A 22,594-nucleotide genomic window follows, 5' to 3' on the forward strand; every position below is an offset into this window, starting at 1 on the left:
TTTCACCTCCTGGAGGGGTCATGTGCATCGGGCCATTCGAACGTGGCCGCCAGCTCTGCACTCATCGGTAAACCCATCACTAGGTTATCGGGCGGTATGGGCTGCAAAAACCATTGATCGTACAGCGCATGAATGGCCCCGCTTTGGTAGTACTCATGCAGCGCCTGGTTGACCGCCTCCGCAAAGACCGCATCCGCTAGCGGCATCATCAAGCCATAGGGCTGGGGGTCGCTGATCGCTTCGTCAGAAATACGAAAACGCTCGGGGGCATCCGCACGGGCGACGAGACTGGCAAGCAAACTGTCGTCCATCACGAACGCGGCGGCCTGTCCCTTATCGACCATGGCGAACGCCTCTTCATGGCGACGGCTAAGCATCACGGCAATGTTCAGCCCATGACGGCGGTTAAGTGCGTTGATCTGCTCGATATTGATCGTCCCCGTCGTCGATACCACGCTGCGTCCCGCGAGATCTGCTACGGTGCGCATCGCGTTTTCTGCCAAGGCGACATAGCGCGTCGCGGTGTAAAAATGCGGGTATGAGAAAGCCGCCTGTTCGAGCCGCTCCGACGTGCGCGTGGTGACGCCACACTCGAGGTCGATGTCCCCATGGCGCAGTAGAATGAAACGATTGACCGGCGTGACCGGCACGAACCGGACCTCGAGCGGCACGCCGCCCAACCGCTGTTGAAGACCCGCGACCACCGCCCTACAGAGATCGATGGAGTAGCCGACGGGCTGCCCATCGACCACGTAAGAGAAAGGAATTTCCTGAAGGCGGTGACCCAGCGTGATGGCCTGCTGCTGCGCGATCCGCGTCAAGGTAGGCGAGGTTTCAAGGGCAATAGGTGACGCGCTTACATGCAGGCTCATCAGTGTCAGAGCCAACACGCCGACACTGTTAGCCCTCATGCGGTGCGCCCCCCATGGTCATGGCAGGGTTGAAGACCGCATAGCGGCCACGCCCCATCGCTTTCGCGGTATACAGTGCCACGTCTGCGCTGCGTAATAGCGTATGGCTACTGGTTCCGTCCCGGGGCGCCAGCGCAATACCGACGCTTACCCCAATGTGTACCTCGTGACCATCGATGGCAAACGGCTCTTTCAGGACCTCGACCAGTTGATTAGCCAACTGCTGGGCTTTTGCCAATCCGTCATGGCGAGCTTGCTGAATGATCGAAAACTCGTCGCCTCCCAAGCGCGCAACGAGGTCGCTCTCTTCCAGCAGCGCTTGCACGCGTTGGCTCGCCTCTATCAGCAAGGTATCGCCTGCCGCATGGCCAAGCGTATCGTTCACCGCCTTGAAGCGGTCGAGATCAAAAATCATGACATTGAAGGGTGCGCCGTGTGGGGCTTGTGTCACGGCCTCCTGTAGCGCATCGTTGAAGTGTACGCGATTGGGCAGCTTGGTCAGCGCGTCGTGATGCGCTAGGTGCTGGTAACGCAGTGCCTGCTCTTTCACTTCTAATAGGTGCTCTCGCTCTTCCACCTTTTTACGCAACGTCTCGATGGCCTGGGCCATGCAGCCAATTTCATCGCTGCGCCAAGTATAGGGCGTGGCCCGATCCGCTCGATTGTGCGCAATATGCGTCAAGGCCCGGATCAAGCGAGGGACCGGTTTGAACAGTCGATGCATCAACATACTCAGCAGCAGCGCCGTTGCCAGCAGCACCACGCCCAACGACGCCACAATCTTCAAGATCAGTTCACGATGTAAGTGATACAGTTCACTCTTCAAGCCAATGCTCGACACCACGACCCCATGCAGATCGCCCTGAGGGCTGATGATAGGCAGCGAACTCACGAAGTGCGCCTCGCCCCCAATGCGCGCAAACCCCACATAGAAGTCGTTCGCAAATGGAGCATTGCCAAGCTCAGCGGCATTCGGAAACACTAATTCACCGGCGGTATCGCTATACGCATTGGCGACCGGCGTAAAGCGGCGGCTATTCGTCAGTGAAAAGAGCCAAACGTTGTGGCGCGTTTGCGCACTGGCCAGCGCCAAGACATCGATGGGGCTGAAGCCAGTGCTCAACACCGACTCTTCATCGCCAATCGGGCGTGTCGATACCAGCTGCGTCACTTGCCCGCCAGGATCGGTACGCACCGCAACAGAAGTATAAATACGCCGAATGGTAGCACTGACTATCTGTGCATTCATTTGCGCTTCGCGCCCCCACTGATCCCGGGCGCTGCGCTCAACCATGGTGAAGCCCAGCATCGCGCCCATCAGATAGGCAAAGATGACGCCCATCAGCATGAAGATGGCCACTTTACCTACCACCGTTCGGTGCCAAGGAAGTGAAGCCTTCGAATCAGGGGCGTTATCGGCGCTGGCCTCTTGCATGCAGCAGGTGTCCTTCAATCGGCGTTTTAGCCATCCGTATCGATGCGTTTAGCGACCAACATCTTGAAATGACATGTCTCACCTTTCAGCAACAGCTGCAGGCCCATGGTTGTTTGATAAATTATCACCAAATGCCTTCTAAATAAGCACACTATTTAAACGTTTTATCCATGAGTCATGTCGCTTTTCTGGCATGCCCTTTGCGAGCTTCAGCCAATCGCTAGGCGCAGGTATTTCATCCCCGCTTGGCTAGCGAGCGGGGGACACGCTAAGTTAGTGATAAATATCTTCAAGGAGCCCATCATGAGCATCGAAACCGTTCGCCAATTTTTTGCCGAGCACGCGCCCGAGGTGGCCATCGAAGAGCTAGACACCAGCACCGCCACCGTACAGCTCGCCGCCGAGGCGCACGGTGTGGTCTCTGGGCAAATTGCCAAAACGTTGGCGTTCAAAGTGGGAGAAAAGCCGCTACTGATCGTCGCCAGTGGCGATGCGCGGATCGATAATCGCAAGATCCGCGATACCTTCGGTGGCAAAGCCAAACTGCTGGATGCCGACACGGTGATGGAACTGACCAGCCACCCGGTAGGAGGGGTATGTCCGTTTGGACTGGCCACCCAACTTCCCGTCTATTGCGACGAATCCCTGCACGCGTTCGATGAAGTGCTACCCGCGGCGGGCTCACCGAACAGTGCCGTGCGCTTGAGCCCACAACGCTTAGCCGACTTAGTCAGCGCTCAATGGGTCGATGTGTGTACGCTACCAGAGAGCATCCGCTAAGTGACGATGAAGCGCGTTTAGGTCACATCGAGCAAATAGCCATAAAACGCCGTATTGCGCTGCCAGCCCAGCGACTCGTACAGTCGCTGGGCGCGCTCATTGTCGACCTGCGTCATCAATATCAAACGCGCAACACCATGTTCACGAGCCAATCGAGTGGCCGCTTCCATCAGCGCTCGCCCCGTGCCGTTCTCTCGGCACGCTGGTCGTACGAAAAGATCGTTCAGCGTCCAGCGCGCATTTAGCCCCACGGTGGACACGCCCGGATAAAGCTGAACGAACCCGGTGAGCGTGCCATCCTCACCTTCGCTCACCATGATGCGCGAATCTGCTTGCCCAAACCGTTGGCGCAAAAAGTCACGCGCGGCTTGCCTATCACTTGGCTGCTGATAAAACTGCCGATAGCCGTCTAGTAACTCGGTCAAGGCGTCGAGATCATGAATCGTGGCAGAGCGAACGTGGGACATGCGCTATAACTCCTATATGGGTGAGCCACCGAGTGTCTGGCACACCGCCAAACGCTGAGACCAGACGATTTGCCGCGGATTTTCTGACGACGTTCTGATTGTAGTGTATCGTCTTTTCACCGTTTATCGATCCATCTAACAGCAAGGGGACCACGTGTTCCCACTGGGGTTACCGTGGTCCAAACACTCTTTACTCAAACCGAATCCCGAGCACCGATTTACAAAGCTTGGAGCGTGCATGTTTTTACCGCCAGCGGAGTACTGCTAGGCACGATGGCGCTGCTAGCGCTAATCGACAATAACCCGGTGGCCTGCCTGCTCTGGCTGGGGGCGGCGATGATGATCGATGGGGTGGATGGCACGCTGGCACGCAAATATGAAGTAAAATCCGTGCTGCCGCATTTCGATGGATCAACGCTGGATATGGTGATCGATTACCTCACCTGGGCCTTCATTCCCGCGCTATTCATTTATTACTTCATCGAACTACCGCCCTATTTAGGGCTGACCTCCGTCTTCATCATACTGCTGTCGTCGATGTTCTGTTTTTGTAACGTCGATATGAAAAGCCAGGATAACTATTTCGTTGGCTTCCCCGCCGCTTGGAACATTGCCGCGGCCTATTTTTACATTCTCGATTTACCGCCGCTCATCACGTTTACCGCCATACTGGTCTTAGCGATGCTGACGGTGACCAAAATGAAGTTTCTGCACCCCTTTCGTGTGCGTTTGTTCATGCCGTTCAATATCGCCGTCACGCTGCTGTGGTGCGTGTGTGCCACCTCGTTAATTCTTTCACACCCTGATCACACCGCCTGGGCACGGTGGGGCTTAGGTTTGACTTCTCTGTACTTCGCGGGCATGTGCTTTTGGCGCACGGCTCAAGAGTGGTTCGGCGGTCAGGTACCACGCTAATGGCTCATGACTTCATCGCCCCCGACGGTAACCCTCGCTGCCAGTGGTGTGGCGGAGCGGCGGAGTTCCTGCCCTACCATGATCAGGAGTGGGGCTTTCCCGTGAGTGATGACCAGCGGCTATTTGAAAAGCTCTGCCTGGAGAGCTTTCAATCGGGCTTGAGCTGGCGCACGATTTTGAATAAACGTGAGAACTTCCGCGCCGCCTTTCACCACTTCGACTTTCACCACGTCGCCCGCTTTACGGAAGAGGACGTGGAGCGCTTACTGCAGGAGGCAGGCATCATTCGTCATCGCGGTAAAATCGAAGCCACCCTCAATAACGCACGTCGGGCCCAGGAGATGGTGGTTCAGGAAGGCTCGCTAGCGGCGTTTTTCTGGCGCTATGAACCGGACAGCGCATCCCGTCCAGACCCACAAACGCAAACCACATCGCCAGAATCGATTGCGCTAGCAAAAGAGCTTAAAAAGCGCGGCTGGACATTTTTCGGCCCCACCACCGCGTTTGCATTCATGCAGGCCATGGGGCTGATTAATGATCACTCGTTAAACTGCGTCACACGTGAACGGGTTGAGCAGGCACGCGCAGCGTTTCAGCGGCCTTCGTAAGTCAGCGCGAAATCGTTGCTTACTTCATCGCTAGTAAAGGCTCACCTACCTCGTTGAGCATCTCACTCGCTAGCTCGCCCACCGTACGCACCGCCTCTTCAATCGCAGGCGTTAGGGTAAACGCGTAGTTCAACCGCAAGCACTGGCGAAACTTCCCAGAGGCCGAGAACAGCGACCCCGGTGCCACATGGATGGCGTGCTGCGCTAAACGCTCGTTCAGGCGCACGCAGTCGACATCCGCCGGTAGCTCTACCCAGAGTAAAAAGCCCCCTTGCGGATAGCTAATGCCCGACCCTTTGGGGAAGTAGCGCTGCACCCAGCTAATCATGATGTCCCGCTGGCGCTGATACTGGCGGGAAACCGCGCGCAAATGGCGCTCAAAATGGCCTTTGGCGACAAACTCCGCCACCGCTAATTGCGGTAGCGTGGCAGAGGCGCCGGTGGAGACGTACTTCATATGCAGTGCTTTTTCCCGATAGCAGCCAGGGGCCAACCAACCCACTCGCAGGCCCGGCCCCAAGGTTTTCGAGAAGCCGCTACACAGCAGCACACGCCCATCGGTATCAAAGGATTTTATCGTCAGTGGCCTGGGCTGGGTATAGGCCAAATCCCCATAGATATCGTCTTCGATAATCGCTACATCAAAACGTTGGGCAAGCTGATAGAGCGCCCGCTTGCGCGCTTCCGGCATGGTATAACCCAAGGGGTTGTTATAGGTAGGCGTGACCTGAATGGCGCGGATAGGCCACTGCTCTAGCGCCAGCTCTAACGCCTCCAGACTAATGCCGGTTTGCGGGTCGGTGGGAATCTCCAGCGCCTTTAATCCGTTGGCTTTCAGAATCTGCATGGTGCCGTAAAAGCTGGGCGAATCCACTGCCACCACATCACCATGCTGGGTGAGTGTGCGCAGCGCAATGGCCAGCGCCTCCTGACACCCCGTAGTGATCATGATGTCATCCGGGTGCAGCAAGCAGCCAGATGCCACCGCCAAGCGCGCCACCTGCTGGCGCAGTTCAGGGCTACCGCTGAGTTTGTCGTAGTTGAAGCCGTGCAGATCGTTGCTACGGTGCAGCCCGGCGAGGATTTTCGACAGTGGCTTTAACGACTCGACTTCAAGATTGGGAACGCCGCGCCCAAGCAGCAGCCGTTTATCGTCCCGCTGGGTAGCGACGAGTTCTAACACTTGGTCCCATTGGGAGACATCAAGCGGGCACTGAGCAGGCCGCGAGACAGAGGGTAGCACAGAGGGAATACGACACGGCAACACGAAGTACCCCGACTTTGGCCGGGACTCGATCAGCGCGGCATCCATGAGCTGGCGATACGCTTCTTGTACCGTTGAGATACTCACATTCAGCTCTTGGCAGACCGCTCGAATAGACGGTAGCCGGTCGCCCACGCGATAAATCCCGTGCTCGATTCGCTCCCGCAACGTTACCGCCACCTCTTCGTAGCGCGTCATCACGCCCACCTCACTCGGTTAATTCGCCATACAGAAGGCATCCCGCTTTGCCATACAGAGGTATAACACGCCCCATCTGTATCGTAAAAATAAAAAAACCTATATCTGTATGGCAGCCGGAAGGGTACGTAACCTAGATAGGCACCCCACCACCCGGAGAGCCGCCATGCCACGCTTCAGCCTCACTCAGCTGCGTTATCAGCTAAGCCGCTACCAACAACGCCGCCGCAGCCGTCGCCAACTGCTCACGCTAGAGGATCACTTGCTGCAAGACATCGGCCTCACCCGTGAACAGGCCTGCCAAGAGGGAAAACGCACCTTTTGGAAACAGAGGCTCTCCAATAAGGGGGATGTATGACTACCGCCGAGTACTACTTGCTGGATGTCTTTACCGACCAGCCGTTTACGGGCAACCCATTGGCCGTGTTTCTCAACGCGGATGGATTGGACGCCCACACCATGCAAGCGCTGGCCAATGAATTGAATCTGGCGGAAACGGTTTTTTTGAGTGCCGCCACGCAACCGAACCACTATCCAATGCGGATTTTTACGCCGACGAGAGAACTCCCGTTTGCAGGCCATCCGACGGTAGGTACCGCACACTTGCTGGCAGCATTGGAACTCGCCCACCCGACGCAACCGCTGGTACTTCATCCACCTATCGGGGAGCTGGCCATTACATCGACCAGCGGCAGAACGGAGTTCACAACGTCGCAAGCCGTTATGCTGTCAACCAGTACGCTCGATCGCTCCACTGCCGTGGCGCTGTTGGGATTGGATAGCCACCAAATAGTCGGCGACCCGATTATCGCGTCTTTCGGGCTGCCCTATCACTTGATCGAGCTATCGGATACCTCGGCCTTGGAGAGCGTCACTATTTCACCTGCTCTCTGGGCCAGTACCGTGCTGCCCAGTAGTGCGGTTCAAATCTACCTGTACGTTAGGGAGCCATCAGCAGGGCAAGCGACCGTGATTCGTAGCCGCATGTTCTGCATGCACGACAGCCTCTGCGAAGACCCGGCCACCGGCAGCGCTGCCGCAGCGTTAACCGGCTATCTAGCCTCCCTCCAGACCGAAGCGTTGCGCTGCGAGATACATCAAGGCATTGAAATGGGGCGGCCCAGCGTTATTTATACGACGGCTAACGGTGATATGACGCCGGGGTTCGTGACGGTGGGTGGGCAGGCCATCTTGGTGGGTAAGGGGACGCTTTACCTACCGTGAAGCCTTAAAAGCAAAAAGAGTGTCCACGATATCGCGGACACTCGCTCTTATCGCCATGCACTGCCTAGCGTCACGCCGCCTGCACTTCGATACGGCGTGCGCGGTGGCTCTCTTTCTTGGGAAGCGTCAACGTCAGCACGCCGTTGACGATAGTGGCCGTAATGGCCTCACTATCTACCTCCCGGCTCAGGTTGAAGCGCCGCGCGAAGCGTTGACCGCGCATTTCGGCATGCAAAGCGCTGAGTCCTTCCGGCATATTCAGCGCTATCTCCCCTTCCAGGCTCAACACTTGGTCATCGACCTCTACCTTTAGCGTCTCCGGTGTCACACCGGGCATATCGGCCACTAGCTTGAGCGCGTTAGCCTCTTCGATAATATCCACCGCCGGTAGAAGCGCTTCCTTATAGTGCCGATTCTGGCCGTTCTGCTCCTGCTGCAGCGGGGAGTGATGGGAGTGGGATGAACGGACGATGTCATTCATGATTCGACCCTCCAAAACCTGGTTAAACGCATGATTTACGCCGCTTGAACATCAATACGCCGTGGCTTGAGCTCTTCGCGCTTGGGTAGCACGATCTCGAATACCCCATGGGCATGACGGGCCTCTGACCGCTCGACGTCTATTCCCTCGGGTAAGGCGATCGATCTAACGAATTCCCCGCTGGCGCGCTCACGGCGCAGAACCTGACGCGACTCACCCTCCTCATGTTGGCCCGACACGGCGTCTCGTTGACCACGCAGTGTCAGCACATTGTCCTGAACATCGATGATTAGATCCGAGGGGGCCAACCCTGCGGCAAACACGTAGACCCTAACGGCCTCATCGCTGCGGGCGATATTGATCATGGGAAAGCTACCCCGCGGAACCGCGCGAATATCCATGGTATTGCGATCAGGAAAGAAGCCATCCAGCAACTGGCTGAGCCAGTCAAACTGCTCAGACGAGCCCGTTTCAAAACGCTTGAGATCATCGAACATGTCGAATACCTCCTACGTAAAGCAGACTGTGAGACTTGCGATGAGAGGCGGCCCCTTATCCACTCCTCCGAAGCAGCCTCTACGGTACGAAAAATAGGAGCGTTCGTTCGTATTTCAAGCGTCTGATGGCCATTTTTTTGGCGCATTCTAAATCGCCTAACCGATGTGTATGTGTTGAGCTCAGTGTGCTGACCGTCACCGATTTAGAGGCGTATGACCGCTTCTGCGACCGCGTACTCTATGGCGATGACAACCTACGCAAGTTCCGCACGTTACTCTCGCGTAAGCGCCATAAGTTCGATCTATCGGTGCCCATGGAGAGCCTGCTTGCGACATAGCACGACTCATGCGACTGGCGCGATAGGATAGGTGCGCCAACCGGTAGGCGGCTGATGACCATGCCAGTGGGCCAGCACCGCTTGGCTGGCCGGGAATAGCGGCGCGGGCAGCGCGCCGGGGTGGAACCAGCGCCACTCCGTGAACACCTGAGGCTCTAGCAGCAAGGCCTCGGCCTCTTGTTTCACGTGGGCGATGACGGCTCCCGCCACCATGGAGGCGGCGCTGTCGAGGTTCTGAGTGATCGCCAGCAAGGCCAAATCGTGCAGCTCGGTAATGCCCGTTTCTTCCGCGACTTCGCGAGCAGCCGACGTCTCAAAGGACTCTCCCGCATCGACATGGCCGCCGGGCAAACACCAGCAGGGCGTTTCCCCCGGCTTATCGCGATACCCAAGCAGTACGCTTCCATCCGGGCGTATGACTATCACCCCCACACCGATGATAGGTCGGGCGGTATCGTCCATCGCTCCCCCCTTTTGAAGGTCGGTTGGCACACGCCGATACCCTAAGCCGTCAGCCCAATGCCACGCAATATCACCGAGGTCACCGACTGCACGGCCTTTTCGAACTGCAGGTCGTCCAGCGGTTTGTCGTCGTTGAGCAGTGAGATTTGATAGTCGAAGTCGGCGTAGTGCTGGGTGGAGGCCCAGATCATGTAAAGCAGGTAGGAGGGCTCGACGGGATTGATTTGACCGGCCTCGATCCACTCGCGGATTTTCGACTCTTTCAGTTTGGTCCATTCGTAGAGGTGATCCCGCAGGCGCTCTTTGAGAATCGGCGCGCCCTGCATCACTTCGGCCGCCCAGATCTTGGAGCCGTGGGCGCGGTAGCGGGAGTGATTCATCTTGGCGCGAATGTAGGTGGAGAGCACCACCCGGGGGTCGTCGTACAGCTCGAAGCAGAGTGCGTCCTGCTTCCACACCGCTAACAGCGCCAGCAGCACCTCTTGATAGAGCGCCTTCTTGGTCGCGAAATAGTAGTGCACGTTGGACTTTGGCAGGTCGGCCAACTGAGCGATCTCTCCCATGGAGGCTCCGGCATAGCCTTTCTCGGCAAACAGCTGCTCCGCCGCTTGAAGGATCTTCTTGACGTTCGTTTGCCGAATTTCGTCCTGAGTTCTCGCCACGCTGGTATCCCTTTGCCGCTCTGACCGCTAATCACACGCAACAAAAATGCACCACCGTCCCCCGAGGATGCAGGCGGTGGTGCAGTGAAGATGGCGCAGTTAGCGCATCGCGTCAACGCTGGGTGGCGGGAAACGAGAACTCCGCCCGGGTGGCTTCGCTGACGGAAGGCCAGCGCTGGGAGACCGCTTTGCGGCGCGTGTAGAAACGCACCGCGTCTGGGCCGTAGGCGTGAAGGTCGCCAAACAGCGAGCGCTTCCAGCCGCCAAAGCTGTGGTAGGCCACCGGTACGGGCAGCGGTACGTTCACCCCCACCATGCCCACTTCGATACCGTCGGTGAAGCGGCGAGCGGCCTCGCCATCACGGGTGAACAGGCAAGTGCCGTTGCCGTATTCGTGGTCGTTGATCAGCTGCATGGCATCGTCCAGGCTGCCGACCCGTACCACGCAGAGTACCGGCCCGAAAATCTCTTCCTGGTAAATACGCATGTCAGCGGTGACGTGATCGAACAGGCAGCCACCCACGAAGTAGCCCTCCTCATTGCCAGTCACGGTCAGGCCACGACCATCCGCTACCAGCGAAGCGCCCGCGTTCACGCCCTCTTCGATAAACCCAAGCACTTTATCGCGATGTTCAGCGGTGACCAGCGGGCCCATGTCCAGGCCTTTTTCAGTGCCGGGCCCCACCTTCAACTGGGCGATCTTGGGCAGCATGGTTTCGACCAGACGGTCGGCGGTTTCGTCACCCACGCACACCGCCACCGAGATCGCCATGCAGCGCTCACCGCAGCTGCCGTAGGCGGCACCCATCAGCGTGTTGGCGGCGTTTTCCAGGTCGGCATCCGGCAGAATCACCGCGTGGTTCTTCGCCCCGCCCAGGGCCTGAACGCGCTTGCCCGCCGCCGAACCACGGGAGTAGATCGCCTCTGCCACGGGCGTGGAACCGACAAACGAGATCGCCTTCACGGCTTTGGCATCCAGCAGGGTTTCCACCGCCTCGCGCCCGCCATGCACCACGTTCATCACACCTTTGGGCAGCCCCGCTTCTTGCAGCAGTTCAGCCACGGCCATGGCCGCCGACGGGTCCTTTTCGGAGGGCTTGAGGATAAAAGTGTTACCGCAGGCAATCGCCATTGGGTACATCCACAGCGGCACCATGGCAGGGAAGTTGAACGGGGTAATGCCCGCCACCACGCCCAACGGCTGGAAGTTGGACCACGCATCGATGCCCGGCCCCACGTTGTGGGAGTACTCGCCTTTCAGCAGCTCCGGCACGCCGCAGGCGTATTCGACGTTCTCGATGCCACGCTTCAGCTCGCCCATCGCGTCTTCCACCGTTTTGCCATGCTCTTCGCTGACCAGTTGCACGAGGCGGTCCGCGTGCTCTTCCAGCAGCTGCTTGAAGCGGTACATGACCTGGGCACGCTTGGCGGGCGGCGTATCGCGCCAGGCGGGAAACGCCGCCTGAGCCGCAGCAATCGCCCGCTCCACATCCGCTGCGCTGGCATCCGCCACGTGGCGAATCACTTTTCCGGTAGAAGGGTTGGTGACCTCCAGCGTGCGCTGGCTTTCCACCAGCTCACCATTTATCAGGTGGGAAACAACACTCATCATGAAACTCCAAAACAGGGTGGGCCAGGGTTACGCCAGTGAATCCAGGGTCGTCGCGACGGCATCGAACAAACGCTCGAGCTCGGCTTCCGTGGTGCCGAAGGGAGGGCCGAACTGCAGGGTGTCGCCGCCGTAGCGCACGTAGAAGCCCGCTTCCCACAGCGCCATATGCGCATCGCGGGGGCGAATGGTGGGGTCGCCGTTGCGCGGCGCTAGCTGCAGGGCACCGGCCAAGCCGTAGTTGCGAATATCGACAATATGATTGTGGCCTTTTAGGGCGTGCAGCTTCTGCTCGAACGCGGGAGCGATGGCGCTCACCTGGGCGGGGAAGTTTTCGCGCTCCATCATCTCCAGCGCCGCCAGCCCCGCCGCGCAGGCCACGGGGTGGGCACTGTAGGTGTAGCCGTGGGGGAATTCAATGGCGTGCTGGGCACCGCCTGCGTGCATAAAGGTGTCGAAAATCTCGCCTGAGGCGATCACTGCCCCCATGGGGATCGCGCCGTTGGTGATCTGTTTAGCCACGTTCATGATATCCGGCGTGACGCCAAACGCTTCGGCACCGGTGTTGGCCCCACTGCGGCCAAAGGCGGTAATGACTTCATCGAAAATCAGCAGAATATCGTGGGCGGTGCAGATTTCCCGCAGCCGATCCAGATAGCCTTTTGGCGGCACGATCACCCCCGCCGAGCCCGACATCGGCTCCACAATGACCGCCGCGATGGTAGAGGCATCGTGCAGGGCGATTTGATCCAGCAGCGCATCGGCCAGCTCAGCGCCGGTGTCTGCTTGGCCACGGGTGTACGCATGGCCCGCCTGTAAGGTGTGAGGCAGGTGCGTCACATCCATCAACTGGCCGTAGTGTTTACGGTTGCCGCCAATGCCGCCCAGGCTGGTGCCGCCGATGTTCACCCCGTGATAGCCCTTGGCGCGGCCGATCATGCGGGTTTTTTCCGGCTTACCTTTTAACCGCCAATACGCCTTGGCCATCTTGACCGAGGTATCGGCGGCTTCTGAACCGGAGTTGGTGAAAAACACGTGATCCAGCCCGGCTGGCGTTAAGCTGGCGACCTTTTCCGCCAGCTTGAATGCCAACGGGTGGGCAATCTGAAAACCGGGGGCAAAATCCAGCGTACCTAGCTGCGCCGCCACGGCTTTCTGAATCTCTTCACGGTTATGGCCTGCCCCGCAGGTCCATAGGCCAGAGAGCGAATCGAACAGTTTGCGCCCCTGGTCATCGATGTAATAGCGCCCTTCCGCCCCGGCTACCATGCGCGGGTTGGCGCGGAAATCGCGGTTCGCGCTGAACGGCATCCAGAAGTGCTGGTTGAGGGCGGTGCCTGATACAGGCTGCTCAGCCATTTTTTCCGCTGACTGAGCGGTTGTTTTACTTTTTAAACCAAACATAGTGTCTAGCTCCGTCGCTTTGAGACATGCCCTCAGCATGCGCCACCCACTACGTTTGTAAAATTATGCTTTTCTTGAGTTCACGTTAGAAAATACATACGTAATAGAGCATCAAACAGCGCCTACCCATCTTGACGGGACGATTCAAAGCGCCTAATTCTTATATTTATACGAATAAATACAACAAATCAGTGGAACACGCCTAAGTAGCACTCGCATAGACAATGCGCCCCAACAGTGCTGTTGTTGCCTGCGTGCACTATGAATACTGCTCACAATTTCAATATAAACAAAGGGCTAACTTGCTATGAAATACTTGACTCCCTTAAAGCTGTCTATATATGGCGGCATGCTCTTCAGCTTTATCATGCTGGAAAGCCCCCTCATTATGCTGGCTAACCGTATAGAGCCCATGGTGATGGGCCTCCCCTTTCTGCTGGTGTGGAACTTGTTCTGGTGGTTCGTATTAACGGCGCTATTTTTGGTGGCTTATTTCACCAACTGGGGTAGTCCCGAGCCTTCCACTATCCACGCCACCCAACAGCGGTAAATGAAGGGGTATATCATGACCGGAAGCTTAATCATCATTGCAGCGTTTATGATCATTCCCTTGATGGTGGGGGTTTTATCCGCTCGTCAATCACAAGAAACCAGCGAGGATTTTTTCGTTCAGGGCCGTGCCATGGGCAGTATCGCGGTCTTCTTCACCGTCGCGGCCACCTGGTGGAGCGCGTTTGCGTTCCTCGGCTCTAATGCCACCTTTTATACCAACGGGCCGGTATTTCTTACTGCGTTAGCCTGGAACCTGCTGTTTGGCTTCATGTATTACTGGATTGGCAAACGAGTTTGGTTTTTAGGCAAACGATTCAACTACTTAACACCTTCAGACTTAATTGGCGATTTTTATAACAGCGAGGCGCTGCGCATTACCGTTGCCGCGATTACGCTGATTTTTACCGTACCTTATTTGCAGATCCAGCTCACTGGCGGCGCTTACTTAATCGAGGTTGCCTCGGGTGGGTTGATTCCTTTCTGGCTCGCCGCCCTGCTGTTCTACTTCATCATCATTATCTACGTGTGGATTGGCGGCATTCGCGCCATTGCCTGGACCGACGTCATTTATGGCGCGCTGTTGTTCTTCGGCATGCTGTATGCCGGTTACTACATTTCCACCCAGGTAGGGGGCCCCACGGCGCTATTTAGTCAGCTGCAGCAAAGCTCTCCTGATCATCTCACCATGCCTGGGCCGAACGGCACGATGGGCTACCCCATGTGGTTCTCGCTGTTTGCCATTACCGCCATCGGTGCCTTTATGGGCCCGCAAATCTGGCTGCGCATGTACTCGGTCAAACACGGCAAACTGTTTAACCTAATGCCGTTTTTATTGGGGTTGGCGGCCTTTGCCTATGTAGGCTCGGTGCTATCTGGCTATTCAGGCGTGCTGCTCGAACCCAACGTAGAAAACCCTGACCAGATACTGCCCATCATGCTGATGGAGTATGCGCCTTACCTGCTCGCCTCGTTGATCATGGCAGCCGGCGCGTCAGCCGCCATGTCTACCGCTAACTCGCAGATCCACGCGGTGTCTACCGTGGTGACGATGGATATCTACAAACGCTATATCGACCGCGATGCCAGCCAAGCGCGCATCGTGTATATCGGTCGTTTATCGCTGGTGGGCTTCTCATTGGCCGCTTATATCATGGCGCTCACCGTACCTGGCGTACTGGTCACGATTGGTATTGCGGCATTGGCGGGCACCGCGCAGTTGATCATTCCCACCATCGGGGCCATCACCTGGAAAAAAGCGCACCCCACCGCTGCACTGGCGGGTTTGTGGGCGGGCGTTGCCTGCGTGCTCCTCATGACCTTTGGCCCGCTCAGCGCACCATTTGGCTACCATGCGGGTATCTGGGGGTTATTGCTGAATGCTGCGCTGTTTGTTGGGCTCAGCCACGTACTGCATCGCCGCGATACAGCGGTCGTGGAACGCTTTACCCAAGCACGCCATGACTATGATGCCGAGTACCATCCAGAGCGTTTGCCCGCCTATACACAAGAAATCACCCATAGCGCTAACCAACAATAAGGAGTGGGTTGATGACTCAAGCCCCTGTTTCGACCTCGCCGCGCAGACCCAAGCTTGCCGAGCTGATTAGCGACGACATCAAGCGCTGGATAGCCGCCGAGTCACTGGGAGAAGGTGACCGGCTGCCCAACGAAAAAGCGCTGATGGAGCTTTACGGTAGCGCCAAGGGCACCGTGCGCGAAGCGCTCAAGATCTTAGAGGTTGAGGGGCTCATCACGTTAAAAACCGGGCCTAAAGGAGGCGCGGTCATTAATCAGCCCAGCATGGAGCCCGCCAGCCGAATGCTGCGTAACTTCCTGCACTTCCAACAATTGGATGGAAAGCAGGTGTACCAGCTACGCAAACTGCTGGAAGTAGAACTGGCGGCCTCCGTGGTGGGTAAGCTCACCGAGCAGGACTTCCAACAGTTGGAAGCCAATATGTCGGCCTGCGCCTGCTGTGCGAGTCATGAAGAGGATCACCGACACCAACGTTTTCTAGAGCTGGAGTTTCACCAGCTGCTGGCCCGCGCCTGCCCGAATCCATTGCTCGCGTTTATGTGCCAGTTTTTAAACGACATGCTGCGCGATTTGGTGGTGATCAAAAAAGCGTACGTCCCGGAGCGAAAGCAATTCGATCACGCCAATCAGGATTACCACCGGCAGCTAGTGGATGCCTACCGCGCTGAAGATGCCCCGCGTGTGCGACAGATCATGGCCGAGCACATGGCCGATGCGGAACATCACATGAGTGCGCTGGAAGCTGAAATGGCGATACAGATGCTGGTCAGCAACGACTCACCCACTCATCAGAATCACCGTTCCAAGCTGCACGACTTACTAACGGACAACACATCCGTTTAACTTTGCGAGGAGAGTGAAATGAATACCTACGTTACGCCCATCAAAGAGTCCGACCTACTTACTGACAGCGACCGCCTTTGGGCGTCGCTCATGGAGATGGCCAAACTAGGGGCCACGCCCAAGGGCGGCGTGAACCGTCAGGCGCTGACCGATCTAGACCGCCAGGGCCGCGACCTTTTCATTCAGTGGTGCCGTGCCGAGGGCTGCACGATTCGCATCGATAATGTCGGCAATATCTTTGCCCGCCGGGAAGGCAGCGACCCCAGTGCCAAAACCGTCATGGCGGGCAGCCACTTGGATACCCAACCCACCGGCGGCAAATACGATGGCTGCTTCGGCGTCATGTCGGGTCTTGAAGTCATTCGTACCCTAAACCAGCACAACATCACCACGCAATCGCCGATCGAAGTGGTCGCGTGGACCAACGAAGAAGGCTGCCGATTTCCCCCCTGTATGATGGGCTCCGGCGTATTCAGCGGCGAGCTGGCGTTCGATGCTATGATGGCGCGCACCGACGCCGATGGTGTCACGGTCAGCGATGCCTTAGACGCGATTCATTATCGCGGCAGTGATGAGGTCTCCCCCGACGAGATCAAAGCCTATTTCGAGCCACACATCGAGCAGGGCCCCATTCTCGAAGATACCGACACCACCATTGGCGTTGTCATCGGTGGGCTTGGGCAGAAGTGGTTCGATCTAACTCTCACAGGGCTTGAAGCCCATGCGGGCCCCACCCCAATGAACCTTCGCCGGGATGCCATGATGGGGGCCGCAGAAGTCACTCAAGCACTCAACCGGATTGCTCATGAGCACCAACCCCACGGGCGCGGCACGGTAGGCTGCATGACGCTACACCCAGGTTCGCGCAATGTGATTCCCGGCCAGGTCAAAATGACATTGGATATGCGCCACTGGGAACCCCACGCCCTGATCGCCATGGGCCAAGCGGTGACGACCGCCGTTGAAGACATTTGCCAACGTCACGGGCTGGAATACGAGCTCACCCCCACCGCAGATTTTGCGCCTGAGCATTTCGATCAAGCATGCGTGGATAGCGTGCGACAAGCCGCTGAAAAACTACAGCTGTCACACATGGATATCATCAGCGGAGCCGGGCACGATGCGATGTTCGTTGGCCGCGTAGCACCCGCCGCCATGATCTTCATTCCCTGCAAAGATGGCATCAGCCATAACGAGATCGAAAGCGCCACCCCGGAACATGTACACGCAGGCTGTAACGTTCTACTGCACGCCATGCTCGATGCGGCGGGTGTGAAAAGTGGGGAGTAACCATGGCGGATACCTTTGAAACCCTGACGGCAACCGATGCATTGGCACGTTTCAGCGGGGGCTCGCTCTCGCCGGAAACGCTGGTGGAGGACTGCTTAACGCGTATTGAACGGGATAACCCCAAGGTGAATGCCTTCACCTGTATTAACGGGGAAGAGTCACGCCGTTTAGCAGCAGAATCCGCTCGACGCTGGCAAGCAGGCACTCCCTGCGGCCCGCTAGACGGCATCCCAGTGACGATCAAAGATTTAACCCTAACCAAAGGCCTGCCTACACGGCTGGGTTCCACCACCACAGCCCCAGATGGCCCCTGGGAGGTAGATGCGCCCATTAGCCGTCACCTGCGCAATGCCGGGGCCATTGTGGTCGGCAAAACCACCTCGCCTGAATTTGGTTGGAAAGGCGTCACCGATAACCCGCTGCACGGCATCACCCGCAACCCATGGAACACGGAGCTAACGCCGGGAGGGTCATCCGGCGGCGCGGGAGCGGCCGCGGCGCTCAACCTGGGCCTGCTTCATCAAGGCAGCGACGCGGGCGGCTCCATTCGTATTCCATGCAGCTTTACCGGCACGTTCGGTATTAAACCTACTTACGGGTGGGTGCCTCAGTGGCCTGCCAGCACCATGAGTACGCTGTCTCACTTAGGGCCCATGACGCGCACTGCACGTGACAGCGCCCTCATGCTCAGCGTCATGGCCCAGCCCGATACTCGGGATGGTTACTCAGGCAATCCCAGAGGGCCAGATTGGCTCACGCCGCCACCGGCTAGCCTAAAGGGCTGGCGCATCGCCTTTAGCGCCAATCTCGGCTATGTTGACGTCGCGCCGGATATCGCCCAGCGCGTTGAAGAAGCCGTCGGTTACCTGGAAGCATTGGGCGCCACCGTCGACCGCATCGACCCTGGCTTTAGCAATCCGCTCAGGACGTTCAACACGCTATGGTTTGCAGGCGCCACCCAGGCCGTCGAAAAGCTCGATACTCGGCAGCAAGCTGCGCTCGATCCTGGCTTTCTGGAGATTACACGGCGCGGGCAGGACGTCTCACTTTCCGCTTACCTTGCCGCCCGCCGTGAGCGCAGCGAATTGACCGCCCACATGGCCGCCTTTCATGAGCAGTACGATCTGCTGGTCACGCCCACCATGCCCATCGCGCCTTTCGCGGCAGGCCACAACGTGCCGCCGGGCGGGCGCTACCGCGACTGGATGGACTGGACGCCGTTTAGCTACCCCTTCAACCTGACCCAACAGCCCGCGGCCTCCCTTCCCTGCGGGTTAGACAACCAGGGGCTGCCGGTAGGTTTGCACTTAGTGGCGGGTAAATATCAAGACCTCAAGGTACTGCATGCGGCCCAGTTACTTGAACGCTATTTGCCGCCGTTAACTCCGCCTACAACACCACCTCAAACCCTTCAAACTTAGGCGGGCCAAGGTAGATGCCTTCTGGCGCTTTGGCATTGGCGTGGGCCTTGCGGAAGGCATCTGACTTCGTCCAGGCGCGGAAGGCCTCTTCGGATTCCCACACGCTGTGGGAGATAAATACGGTGTGGTCTTCCTGGCTTTCGCCCTGCAGCATGTGAAACTGCTTGAAGCCGGGCACTTCGTCTAGGTGGGAATCGCGGTTGCGCCATACCTCTAGAAAATCCTCTTCGCGGCCTGGGGCAATCCGAAAACGGTTCATGGCGATATACATAGTGGCTCTCCTGTGAGTGGGTGTGACTCAGTTGGTTACGCAAACAATCGCTTGATGGTAACGTCATCACTGCATCACGAATAGATAAGTGACGAACAGGCGTTACGGCTCATGGTTCAGGCACCCCTTCAGGTCGTTTGGTTCAAACGCGATTTGCGCATTCACGACCACGCACCGCTGGCCAACGCCGCAGCGGCAGGCCCAGTGCTGCCGCTATTCGCCATCGAGCCTGAGCAGTGGCAAGCGCCCGACAGCGCCCTGCGCCACTGGCAGTTTGCCGCCGATTCACTGGTTGATCTCGCCCAAGCGCTCAGCACGCTGGGCCTGCCGCTCTGCCTGTGGCAAGGCGATATGGTGGAGTGCCTGGCCGCGCTCAAAGCGCACTACGGCGAACTGGTACTGCACTCCCACCAAGAGACCGGCAATGCCTGGAGCTTTGAGCGCGACCAGCGCGTTCAAGCGTGGTGCCACGCCCACCACGTGCCCTGGCAGGAAGCCCGCCAACAGGGCGTGATTCGCGGGCTGAGTAGCCGCACGGGGCATCAATCCCGCTGGGAAAGCCACTGGGAAGCGCTAATGGCCGCCCCCACCTACCCCGCCCCGCCAACAGCGGTGGCCGCACCCGGTTGGGAAGCGTTTCATCAAGTAGACGTAACGCAACTGCCCTCGCTCACCTTGGGGTTCGATACCACGCCCTGCCCCCAACGTCAGCGCGGCGGGCGCAGTGAAGGCCGCGCGCTGTGGCTGAGTTTTATTACTCAGCGCGGGCGGCGCTATCGCGGCTCGCTCTCTAAACCGTTACTGGCCTGGGAGTTTGGATCACGGCTCTCCCCGCACTTGGCCTGGGGCACGCTATCTATGCGGGAAGTGGTGCAATCTCTGCGCCGCCAGCGGCAAAAGCACGCCGACGACACCGCCTGGGCCCGCTCGCTACGCGCCTTTACCTCGCGGCTCTACTGGCACTGCCACTTTATTCAAAAGCTGGAGAGCGAACCCAGCATTGAGCAGCAAACCCTGCACCCCGCGCTGCGCGGCCTGCGGGAGCGCGACCCGGAACACCCTTACCTGATCGCCTGGAAGCGTGGCCAAACCGGCGTGCCGCTGGTCGATGCCTGCATGCGCAGCCTGACCGCCACCGGCTGGATCAACTTTCGCATGCGCGCCATGCTGCTCTCCCATGCCACCTTTGGATTGGGGCTGCACTGGTATGAGCCAGCATTACATTTGGCGCGGCTGTTCACCGACTTCGAGCCGGGCATTCACTACCCCCAAGTGCAGATGCAAGCAGGCGCCACGGGCACCAACGCTATGCGGGTCTACAACCCCATCAAGCAAGCAGAAGATAACGACCCCACCGGCGAATTCATCGCCCGCTGGGTGCCCGAGCTTTCGCCCCTGCCGCAAGAATGGCGCGCCAAACCCTGGGCGCTACCGGAAAGCCTGCAGAAACGCTTCGGCTTTCAGCCGGGCGTCGATTACCCCATCCCCAATGACTTTGAAGCCGAGGCGCGCTATTGGAAGAAGCTGTTGTATGAGCTGCGTCGGACTCCAAATGCAAGAGAAGCCAGCAAAGCGATTGTGGATAAGCTGGCGAGTCAGCGGCGGCCGCCTGCTCGGCGTGGTAAAAAAACGAAACCCGCCAATCGCCAGCAGCTTTTGTTGTTTGATGAGGGTAAGTAGACGTTAAGCTTGGCTATGGCTTACTAGCTGGTCACCAGAAGACGCGGCCTCATCTGGGAAAATACGGCATTGCATATGCGCCATGAGAAGTAGCTTTTTGTTTTCTATATTGCTGATACTATTGGCAAATTTCTTCAGTAATGCTATCAGTCAATATCCATCCGGCGGCTCGTTTGAAGAGTACCCAACATTTACCTACTCAGTTGGCAGAAAAGTGCCTAACCCCGCAATCTGCGGCAAATTTATCCTAAAGCAATGCCTTATTATACAATCATCTAATTCATTGGCGGCAAATTTTTATCACATCTTTGGGCATTAGAATGTGCCAGAACTTTTCCCGCTGAGGTTATTGTTAAAATGAGTGGGATATTGTCCCACCACTTTTTCAAAGCATTCAGATTCGGCCTTTTCTTCCACTCATCCATAAATGAATTGATATTGCTTTTCTTTACACCATCATTTTGAGAGTAAAGGTTATAAATAGAGTTTATCGCTTCTACTTGGGAGCCTGTTAACTTTACCGGCACGATGACTATAGATCCTTCTTGTAAGATTGTTTTTTGCAATGGAATTGAATCAATTTGATCTCTATTAGAAACTGGAATTCTTAAATAGTCAGAATTCAGGCTATGATCGATTAACAGCACTCTGGGCAAATGGTTAGCATCAAGTATCTCCAATGCTTTAACGTGATTTTCTGAACCTTTCTCTATACCTACATCTATATAGCCTGGCAAGTTTTCTGGATAATACTGCTGCACTTTTTTCAAGCTGCCGAATGAGTTTAATCGGACTGTATTCAAAATATCCAAATGATCGAGCCACTCATGGCCTATAGGTAACTTTCCGTAGATAACTTTCCCAAACAAGTCATTTAAAACATCCAGCCCTTTATCAATATCACCAGCGACAGGAAAAAAGCTATTTACAGCATGAGCTACCGTCAAACCGAGTAAAGCCTCGTCAGAAATTTTATCTACAATTTCAACAGCGAGACTAATACCAGCTCTTGCAATGCGGTTATCACTTTTTTGAAATCTATGAACAAGCAATTCAGACAATAGATCATAATCAGCTGGTCTTTCTGTAGATGCAGCTGTTTTTTGTGCATCAACTAGTAATAATTGAAAACTTGGATCTGCAAAAGCCTCCAAGGCACCTTCAACCTTTTCCATTTTTGGCATGAGACTTTTTTCAAACTCAGATATCCTCGCATTCGCAATCTCGAATGCTTCATGAGTATAGTCTTGTCTCAACTGGCGGTTCATTTCTTGAAACACCTCTCGGGCACGCTTTTCATCAATCCCCATGTGCACGACCATTTGATCAGCTTGCAAGTTTGTTGACTGACTTCCACCTTTTTGACTTTGTTTACTCATCATTTTTTGTCGCCACCTATTTTAAAATCACCACCAACTTGTATATTCGTTGAGTTATTTCCGCCTTTCTGATTCTGCTTGTTTTTTCGGGAAGAAATAAACCAACTTATAATCGCAAGAGGTAACGCTATTGCGATGCCGCTAAAAAGCCATTCTTTATTCTCTACAATCCATTCCATATCTGCACTTTCCACCTATGGTCTATAACAGGCTAAATATCAAAACTGTCTTTTTACTGCATCTCCTCACAACTCCACCTTGAGCAGCCTCCCATCCAAACCCAGCTTAGCACAGCGCCCTGAAATCGACTGATCATCTCAGCGCCATGCTTTCAACGCCCACAAAAAAACCCACCCACCGCCAACAG

The 22,594-nt window shown here is 56.7% G+C and carries 25 protein-coding genes; 12 read left to right on the top strand and 13 right to left on the bottom strand.

Annotated features, from left to right (window positions below; translation table 11 throughout):
* Positions 1–2 precede the first annotated feature (2 nt).
* A complete protein-coding gene (locus FHJ80_RS04435) occupies positions 3–911 on the bottom strand; it encodes an amino acid ABC transporter substrate-binding protein (RefSeq protein WP_255303872.1) in 909 nt (302 codons plus the stop codon).
* A complete protein-coding gene (locus tag FHJ80_RS04440) occupies positions 901–2,346 on the bottom strand; it encodes a GGDEF domain-containing protein (protein ID WP_139525832.1) in 1,446 nt (481 codons plus the stop codon). The genes FHJ80_RS04435 and FHJ80_RS04440 overlap by 11 nt, the downstream gene beginning before the upstream one ends.
* A gap of 303 nt (positions 2,347–2,649) precedes the next feature.
* Here FHJ80_RS04440 and FHJ80_RS04445 point away from each other — a divergent pair, with 303 nt between their 5' ends.
* Entirely contained in the window at positions 2,650–3,126 is a 477-nt protein-coding gene (locus FHJ80_RS04445) for a YbaK/EbsC family protein (protein ID WP_139525833.1), read from the top strand.
* Positions 3,127–3,143: 17 nt separating this feature from the next.
* On the opposite strand, the gene FHJ80_RS04450 is transcribed toward FHJ80_RS04445, so the two are convergent.
* Entirely contained in the window at positions 3,144–3,593 is a 450-nt protein-coding gene (locus tag FHJ80_RS04450) for a GNAT family N-acetyltransferase (protein ID WP_139525834.1), read from the bottom strand.
* 174 nt (positions 3,594–3,767) lie between these two features.
* On the opposite strand from FHJ80_RS04450, the gene pcsA reads away from it, so the two are divergent.
* Positions 3,768–4,508 carry a phosphatidylcholine synthase gene (pcsA, locus tag FHJ80_RS04455; RefSeq protein WP_369692944.1) on the top strand — a complete coding sequence of 247 codons (741 nt, stop codon included), beginning with the start codon at positions 3,768–3,770 and terminating at the stop codon, positions 4,506–4,508.
* Complete coding sequence (locus FHJ80_RS04460; protein ID WP_139525835.1) at positions 4,508–5,116, top strand: DNA-3-methyladenine glycosylase I; 609 nt, start codon at positions 4,508–4,510, stop codon at positions 5,114–5,116. Before pcsA ends, FHJ80_RS04460 begins: the two co-directional genes overlap by 1 nt.
* 19 nt (positions 5,117–5,135) lie before the next feature.
* Here the strand turns inward: FHJ80_RS04460 and FHJ80_RS04465 are convergent, their stop codons facing one another.
* A complete protein-coding gene (locus FHJ80_RS04465; RefSeq protein WP_139525836.1) occupies positions 5,136–6,578 on the bottom strand; it encodes a PLP-dependent aminotransferase family protein in 1,443 nt (480 codons plus the stop codon).
* Positions 6,579–6,744: 166 nt separating this feature from the next.
* Between FHJ80_RS04465 and FHJ80_RS04470 the strand changes: the two genes are divergently transcribed.
* Positions 6,745–6,936: a DUF1127 domain-containing protein gene (locus FHJ80_RS04470; RefSeq protein WP_139525837.1), complete on the top strand. Its 192-nt coding sequence runs from the start codon at positions 6,745–6,747 to the stop codon at positions 6,934–6,936.
* Complete coding sequence (locus tag FHJ80_RS04475; protein WP_139525838.1) at positions 6,933–7,802, top strand: PhzF family phenazine biosynthesis protein; 870 nt, start codon at positions 6,933–6,935, stop codon at positions 7,800–7,802. The genes FHJ80_RS04470 and FHJ80_RS04475 overlap by 4 nt, the downstream gene beginning before the upstream one ends.
* A gap of 70 nt (positions 7,803–7,872) precedes the next feature.
* On the opposite strand, the gene FHJ80_RS04480 is transcribed toward FHJ80_RS04475, so the two are convergent.
* Together FHJ80_RS04480 and FHJ80_RS04485 are read right to left on the bottom strand one after the other, a co-directional pair.
* Complete coding sequence (locus FHJ80_RS04480) at positions 7,873–8,283, bottom strand: Hsp20/alpha crystallin family protein (RefSeq protein WP_139525839.1); 411 nt, start codon at positions 8,281–8,283, stop codon at positions 7,873–7,875.
* Positions 8,284–8,318: 35 nt separating this feature from the next.
* Positions 8,319–8,780: an Hsp20/alpha crystallin family protein gene (locus tag FHJ80_RS04485; protein WP_139525840.1), complete on the bottom strand. Its 462-nt coding sequence runs from the start codon at positions 8,778–8,780 to the stop codon at positions 8,319–8,321.
* A 185-nt stretch (positions 8,781–8,965) separates the two neighbouring features.
* Here FHJ80_RS04485 and FHJ80_RS04490 point away from each other — a divergent pair, with 185 nt between their 5' ends.
* Positions 8,966–9,118 (top strand): hypothetical protein, encoded by a 153-nt coding sequence (locus FHJ80_RS04490; RefSeq protein WP_255303873.1) that lies wholly within the window; start codon positions 8,966–8,968, stop codon positions 9,116–9,118.
* Positions 9,119–9,124: 6 nt separating this feature from the next.
* On the opposite strand, the gene FHJ80_RS04495 is transcribed toward FHJ80_RS04490, so the two are convergent.
* The 4 genes from FHJ80_RS04495 to FHJ80_RS04510 all read right to left on the bottom strand — a co-directional run bounded on the left by FHJ80_RS04495 (position 9,125) and on the right by FHJ80_RS04510 (position 13,210).
* Positions 9,125–9,580, bottom strand: coding sequence for an NUDIX hydrolase (locus FHJ80_RS04495; protein ID WP_139525841.1), 456 nt, complete (start codon positions 9,578–9,580; stop codon positions 9,125–9,127).
* A gap of 41 nt (positions 9,581–9,621) precedes the next feature.
* Positions 9,622–10,242, bottom strand: a complete 621-nt coding sequence (locus FHJ80_RS04500; protein WP_139525842.1) for a TetR/AcrR family transcriptional regulator — start codon at positions 10,240–10,242, stop codon at positions 9,622–9,624.
* 112 nt (positions 10,243–10,354) lie between these two features.
* The gene (locus FHJ80_RS04505; RefSeq protein ID WP_139526226.1) at positions 10,355–11,851 is read right to left on the bottom strand and encodes a CoA-acylating methylmalonate-semialdehyde dehydrogenase; all 1,497 of its coding nucleotides are present in this window, start codon (positions 11,849–11,851) and stop codon (positions 10,355–10,357) included.
* A gap of 30 nt (positions 11,852–11,881) precedes the next feature.
* Positions 11,882–13,210, bottom strand: a complete 1,329-nt coding sequence (locus FHJ80_RS04510; RefSeq protein WP_255303874.1) for an aspartate aminotransferase family protein — start codon at positions 13,208–13,210, stop codon at positions 11,882–11,884.
* A 352-nt stretch (positions 13,211–13,562) separates the two neighbouring features.
* Between FHJ80_RS04510 and FHJ80_RS04515 the strand changes: the two genes are divergently transcribed.
* From FHJ80_RS04515 to FHJ80_RS04535, 5 genes are read left to right on the top strand one after another with little or no spacing between them, the layout of a single operon-like run.
* Positions 13,563–13,805 (top strand): hypothetical protein, encoded by a 243-nt coding sequence (locus FHJ80_RS04515; RefSeq protein WP_139525844.1) that lies wholly within the window; start codon positions 13,563–13,565, stop codon positions 13,803–13,805.
* A gap of 15 nt (positions 13,806–13,820) precedes the next feature.
* Positions 13,821–15,344 (top strand): sodium:solute symporter family protein, encoded by a 1,524-nt coding sequence (locus FHJ80_RS04520; protein ID WP_139525845.1) that lies wholly within the window; start codon positions 13,821–13,823, stop codon positions 15,342–15,344.
* An 11-nt stretch (positions 15,345–15,355) separates the two neighbouring features.
* Positions 15,356–16,186 carry a FadR/GntR family transcriptional regulator gene (locus tag FHJ80_RS04525; protein WP_139525846.1) on the top strand — a complete coding sequence of 277 codons (831 nt, stop codon included), beginning with the start codon at positions 15,356–15,358 and terminating at the stop codon, positions 16,184–16,186.
* An 18-nt stretch (positions 16,187–16,204) separates the two neighbouring features.
* Complete coding sequence (locus FHJ80_RS04530; RefSeq protein WP_139525847.1) at positions 16,205–17,476, top strand: Zn-dependent hydrolase; 1,272 nt, start codon at positions 16,205–16,207, stop codon at positions 17,474–17,476.
* A gap of 2 nt (positions 17,477–17,478) precedes the next feature.
* Positions 17,479–18,897 carry an amidase gene (locus FHJ80_RS04535; protein ID WP_139525848.1) on the top strand — a complete coding sequence of 473 codons (1,419 nt, stop codon included), beginning with the start codon at positions 17,479–17,481 and terminating at the stop codon, positions 18,895–18,897.
* Here the strand turns inward: FHJ80_RS04535 and FHJ80_RS04540 are convergent.
* Entirely contained in the window at positions 18,866–19,168 is a 303-nt protein-coding gene (locus tag FHJ80_RS04540; RefSeq protein ID WP_139525849.1) for an antibiotic biosynthesis monooxygenase, read from the bottom strand. The genes FHJ80_RS04535 and FHJ80_RS04540 overlap by 32 nt on opposite strands.
* A gap of 111 nt (positions 19,169–19,279) precedes the next feature.
* Between FHJ80_RS04540 and FHJ80_RS04545 the strand changes: the two genes are divergently transcribed.
* Positions 19,280–20,848 carry a cryptochrome/deoxyribodipyrimidine photo-lyase family protein gene (locus FHJ80_RS04545; RefSeq protein WP_139525850.1) on the top strand — a complete coding sequence of 523 codons (1,569 nt, stop codon included), beginning with the start codon at positions 19,280–19,282 and terminating at the stop codon, positions 20,846–20,848.
* Between the two features lie 275 nt (positions 20,849–21,123).
* On the opposite strand, the gene FHJ80_RS04550 is transcribed toward FHJ80_RS04545, so the two are convergent.
* Both FHJ80_RS04550 and FHJ80_RS04555 read right to left on the bottom strand, forming a co-directional pair.
* Complete coding sequence (locus FHJ80_RS04550) at positions 21,124–22,230, bottom strand: LPO_1073/Vpar_1526 family protein (protein WP_139525851.1); 1,107 nt, start codon at positions 22,228–22,230, stop codon at positions 21,124–21,126.
* A complete protein-coding gene (locus FHJ80_RS04555; RefSeq protein ID WP_139525852.1) occupies positions 22,227–22,406 on the bottom strand; it encodes a hypothetical protein in 180 nt (59 codons plus the stop codon). The genes FHJ80_RS04550 and FHJ80_RS04555 overlap by 4 nt, the downstream gene beginning before the upstream one ends.
* Between the last annotated feature and the right edge of the window lie 188 nt (positions 22,407–22,594).

This window comes from Halomonas sp. BL6 (genome assembly GCF_006228115.1).
Lineage (GTDB): Bacteria > Pseudomonadota > Gammaproteobacteria > Pseudomonadales > Halomonadaceae > Vreelandella > Vreelandella piezotolerans.

Excerpts from the sequence above, each read along its gene's own strand:
- FHJ80_RS04435 (WP_255303872.1), bottom strand. The coding sequence starts at position 911 with ATGAGGGCTAACAGTGTCGGCGTGTTGGCTCTGACACTGATGAGCCTG.
- FHJ80_RS04440 (WP_139525832.1), bottom strand. The coding sequence starts at position 2,346 with ATGCAAGAGGCCAGCGCCGATAACGCCCCTGATTCGAAGGCTTCACTT.
- FHJ80_RS04445 (WP_139525833.1), top strand. The coding sequence starts at position 2,650 with ATGAGCATCGAAACCGTTCGCCAATTTTTTGCCGAGCACGCGCCCGAG.
- FHJ80_RS04450 (WP_139525834.1), bottom strand. The coding sequence starts at position 3,593 with ATGTCCCACGTTCGCTCTGCCACGATTCATGATCTCGACGCCTTGACC.
- FHJ80_RS04460 (WP_139525835.1), top strand. The coding sequence starts at position 4,508 with ATGGCTCATGACTTCATCGCCCCCGACGGTAACCCTCGCTGCCAGTGG.
- FHJ80_RS04465 (WP_139525836.1), bottom strand. The coding sequence starts at position 6,578 with ATGACGCGCTACGAAGAGGTGGCGGTAACGTTGCGGGAGCGAATCGAG.
- FHJ80_RS04470 (WP_139525837.1), top strand. The coding sequence starts at position 6,745 with ATGCCACGCTTCAGCCTCACTCAGCTGCGTTATCAGCTAAGCCGCTAC.
- FHJ80_RS04475 (WP_139525838.1), top strand. The coding sequence starts at position 6,933 with ATGACTACCGCCGAGTACTACTTGCTGGATGTCTTTACCGACCAGCCG.
- FHJ80_RS04480 (WP_139525839.1), bottom strand. The coding sequence starts at position 8,283 with ATGAATGACATCGTCCGTTCATCCCACTCCCATCACTCCCCGCTGCAG.
- FHJ80_RS04485 (WP_139525840.1), bottom strand. The coding sequence starts at position 8,780 with ATGTTCGATGATCTCAAGCGTTTTGAAACGGGCTCGTCTGAGCAGTTT.
- FHJ80_RS04495 (WP_139525841.1), bottom strand. The coding sequence starts at position 9,580 with ATGGACGATACCGCCCGACCTATCATCGGTGTGGGGGTGATAGTCATA.
- FHJ80_RS04505 (WP_139526226.1), bottom strand. The coding sequence starts at position 11,851 with ATGAGTGTTGTTTCCCACCTGATAAATGGTGAGCTGGTGGAAAGCCAG.
- FHJ80_RS04510 (WP_255303874.1), bottom strand. The coding sequence starts at position 13,210 with ATGGCTGAGCAGCCTGTATCAGGCACCGCCCTCAACCAGCACTTCTGG.
- FHJ80_RS04515 (WP_139525844.1), top strand. The coding sequence starts at position 13,563 with ATGAAATACTTGACTCCCTTAAAGCTGTCTATATATGGCGGCATGCTC.
- FHJ80_RS04520 (WP_139525845.1), top strand. The coding sequence starts at position 13,821 with ATGACCGGAAGCTTAATCATCATTGCAGCGTTTATGATCATTCCCTTG.
- FHJ80_RS04525 (WP_139525846.1), top strand. The coding sequence starts at position 15,356 with ATGACTCAAGCCCCTGTTTCGACCTCGCCGCGCAGACCCAAGCTTGCC.
- FHJ80_RS04530 (WP_139525847.1), top strand. The coding sequence starts at position 16,205 with ATGAATACCTACGTTACGCCCATCAAAGAGTCCGACCTACTTACTGAC.
- FHJ80_RS04535 (WP_139525848.1), top strand. The coding sequence starts at position 17,479 with ATGGCGGATACCTTTGAAACCCTGACGGCAACCGATGCATTGGCACGT.
- FHJ80_RS04540 (WP_139525849.1), bottom strand. The coding sequence starts at position 19,168 with ATGTATATCGCCATGAACCGTTTTCGGATTGCCCCAGGCCGCGAAGAG.
- FHJ80_RS04545 (WP_139525850.1), top strand. The coding sequence starts at position 19,280 with ATGGTTCAGGCACCCCTTCAGGTCGTTTGGTTCAAACGCGATTTGCGC.
- FHJ80_RS04550 (WP_139525851.1), bottom strand. The coding sequence starts at position 22,230 with ATGATGAGTAAACAAAGTCAAAAAGGTGGAAGTCAGTCAACAAACTTG.
- FHJ80_RS04555 (WP_139525852.1), bottom strand. The coding sequence starts at position 22,406 with ATGGAATGGATTGTAGAGAATAAAGAATGGCTTTTTAGCGGCATCGCA.